4 protein-coding genes are annotated in these 2,680 nt (G+C 71.0%); 1 reads left to right on the top strand and 3 read right to left on the bottom strand.

The features are described from left to right. The coding region (locus G6019_RS15915; RefSeq protein WP_182628020.1) for a chorismate-binding protein at window positions 1-262 on the top strand (262 nt) is incomplete at its 5' end. Window positions 263-268: 6 nt separating this feature from the next. On the opposite strand, the gene G6019_RS15910 is transcribed toward G6019_RS15915, so the two are convergent. From G6019_RS15910 to G6019_RS17495, 3 genes are all read right to left on the bottom strand, one after another. Beyond that, window positions 269-1,063 (bottom strand): fumarylacetoacetate hydrolase family protein, encoded by a 795-nt coding sequence (locus G6019_RS15910; RefSeq protein ID WP_182613009.1) that lies wholly within the window; start codon window positions 1,061-1,063, stop codon window positions 269-271. Between the two features lie 10 nt (window positions 1,064-1,073). Continuing rightward, a complete protein-coding gene (locus tag G6019_RS15905; protein ID WP_107756683.1) occupies window positions 1,074-1,787 on the bottom strand; it encodes an exonuclease domain-containing protein in 714 nt (237 codons plus the stop codon). Beyond that, a partial coding sequence (locus G6019_RS17495) for a putative nucleotidyltransferase substrate binding domain-containing protein (RefSeq protein WP_241726107.1) occupies window positions 1,787-2,680 on the bottom strand: 894 nt, incomplete at its 5' end. The genes G6019_RS17495 and G6019_RS15905, both read right to left, overlap by 1 nt.

Raw genomic sequence — 2,680 nt, 5'->3', positions numbered from 1 at the left:
GACCCCCACCGACGAGGCGAGGCGCGTGATCGCGGGCCTCGAGGGCGAACGCGGCTTCTACTCGGGGGCTGTCGGCTGGGCGGACGCCGGCGGCGACGGGGACTGGATGGTCACCATCCGCTGCGCCGAGATCGACGCCGATCGCTCAGGGGCGCTCGCCTGGGCGGGCGGGGGGCTCGTCGCCGACTCCGACCCCGACGACGAGGTCGCCGAGACCGCCGCCAAACTCCGCACGGTCCTCACCGCGCTGGGCGCGGTGTGACCCGCTCTACCTGTCGACGACGGGGTTGCTCAGCGATCCGATGCCCTCGATCTCCACGGTGACCCGGTCGCCGGGGAGCATCGGCCCCACCCCGGCGGGCGTGCCCGTCAACACCACGTCGCCCGGGAGCAACGTCATGATCCTGCTGACGTACTCGATGATCTCCCCCACGGTGTGCATGAACTGGGAGGTGTTGCCGTCCTGGCGTACCTCCGACGACCCGTCCGGGTGGTGCACGGTGGTGCGGACGTCGAGGCCGTTCGGGTCGAGGTCGGTGACTATCCAGGGGCCCAGCGGGCAGAAGGTGTCGTACCCCTTGCCCCGCGTCCACTGACCGTCCGCGAGCTGCTGGTCACGGGCGGTCACGTCGTTGGCGCAGGTGTAGCCGAGGATCACCTCGTGGGCCCGGGCGGCCGCGACGTCGCGACAGGGCTGGCCGATCACCACGGCGAGTTCGCCCTCGTGGTCCACCCGTTCGGAGCTGGGAGGGTAGGCGATCGCCGCTTCGGGGCCGATCACAGAGGTGTTGGGCTTGAGGAAGATCAGCGGCTCGGTGGGCGCCTCGGAGCCCATCTCCTGCGCGTGCTCCGCGTAGTTCTTGCCCACACACACCACCTTGGAGGCGAGGATCGGGGCGAGAAGGCGGACGTCGGCCAGCGGCCATTCGCGACCGGTGAACTCGGGCGTGCCGAAGGGGTGTTCCGAGATCTCCGCGCAGGTGAGGGTGGCGGGGTCGGTGACGTCCCCTCGGACCTCGACGAAGGCGAATCCCTGCGGGTGGGCGATACGGGCGAGACGCATACCCGCGATCCTATGCCGTTCGCAGATCCCGGAGCGTCGTGACCCCGCGGTCGCGCAGCTCGGCCGTCTGGGCCAGGTACAGCTCCGCGCAGGCGAGAGCATCGATCAGTGCGTCATGCGCCCGGTAGCGCGGGAGCCCGTACCGCTGCCGCGCATTCCACAGTCGCAGTTCGTCCGGGGAGGACTGCGGTGCGAAACCCATGTCGACTCCCCCACCGAGCACCCTCCGGTGCAGGTCGAGGGTGTCGACCGACACCAACGGCGGCCGCACGTCGTGGGCGGACGAGCACAGCGAGTCGAGGAACTCTGTCTCTATATGACTGTAGTGGGCGACGAGCACCCGCCCGGTCAACGCGGAGAACACCTGGTCCAGGACGACGTCGACCCCGACGCCGTTCGCCACCGCGTCGTCGGTGATGCCGTGCAGGGTGGCGCTCTGACCCACGCCCTCGACCTCGTCGGCGTGGTCGTCCCGGAGGATCATGGACCGCGCACCGCCGAGGTCGATCCGGTCGCCGTCCACGGGCACCAGCCCCACGGACAGGACACGGTGGCGACGGGGGTCGAGTCCCGTCGTCTCCACGTCCACCGCGAGGAGACGCAGATCGGCCAGCGGGGTCGACGGCGCCGGCGGCGGGGTCTCGAGGTAGCGACGGAGCGGGCCGTCCGGAAGGCGCCGCGCAGCGCGCTGCCGGCGCCCGGACCGGGTGAACCAGTCGCGCATCACATCTGTCCGACCCGGTACTTCAAGGCGAGCGAGCCCTGCACGCCGGCGATGATCCGGAACGCGGCGCGGAGACGGTGGCGGTCGGCGGAGCTCAGCGTTCCGGGGTCGAGGTGGTTGTCCTGCGGGTCGTCGTCCGCGATCTGGCGTGCGTGATGACTGTAGGTCAGGCCGCGGAGGAACCGGAATGCCTCGGAGAGGTCCTCCGCATCCGCCCGCGCGATCACACCCGCCCCGGCCGCGGCGTCGAGTCGACCGAGCGTGGACACCTCGTCGAGCCCTGCGGAGAGGGCGTACACGCGGGCGATCTGCACCACCGGCGCGATCCCCCCGGCCTTGAGGTCGAGGGTGTTGCGGTACTCGCCTCGTCGTTCCACCACCAGACCGCGGAAGAACCCCAACGGCGGACGCCACTCACAGGCGATCCGCGCCAGGTGGGCCTGGAACCGCAGGCTGCCCTCGGCGCGCGCGAGCATCTCGTCCCGGACTCTCATGAACAGCGAGGTGTCCCCGTGGACGGGGCGGATGTCCAGGAAGACCTGGGAGTGCAGGACGGCGTCCGCTCCCGGCGCCCGGACCCAGTCCCCCACCTGGCGTTCCCAGGACGTGCACGTGCGACGCCACGCCGGGGTGGAGGCCATGACCTCACCCGGACACAGCGGGAACCCGGACCGGTCGAGACCTGCGCACACCTGCTCGGCCAGCTGTGCGAAGTACCGGTCCGCGTCGGGTGTCGTCCCCGCCGGGTCGTCCAGGATGAGCGCGTTGTCCTGGTCGCTCGCCACACCCAGTTCCCCTCGTGCCTGGGAACCGAGTCCGACCCAGCAGTACGCCACGGGCGGCGGTCCGAGCTCAAGCTCGGCAAGGGAGATCAGTCGGCGGGTCGCCGCGTC

The sequence above is a fragment of the Dietzia sp. DQ12-76 genome (assembly GCF_014145045.1).
GTDB lineage: Bacteria > Actinomycetota > Actinomycetes > Mycobacteriales > Mycobacteriaceae > Dietzia.
Note: the sequence above shows the minus strand (reverse complement) of the source record. Positions and strands in the feature narration are given on the sequence as shown.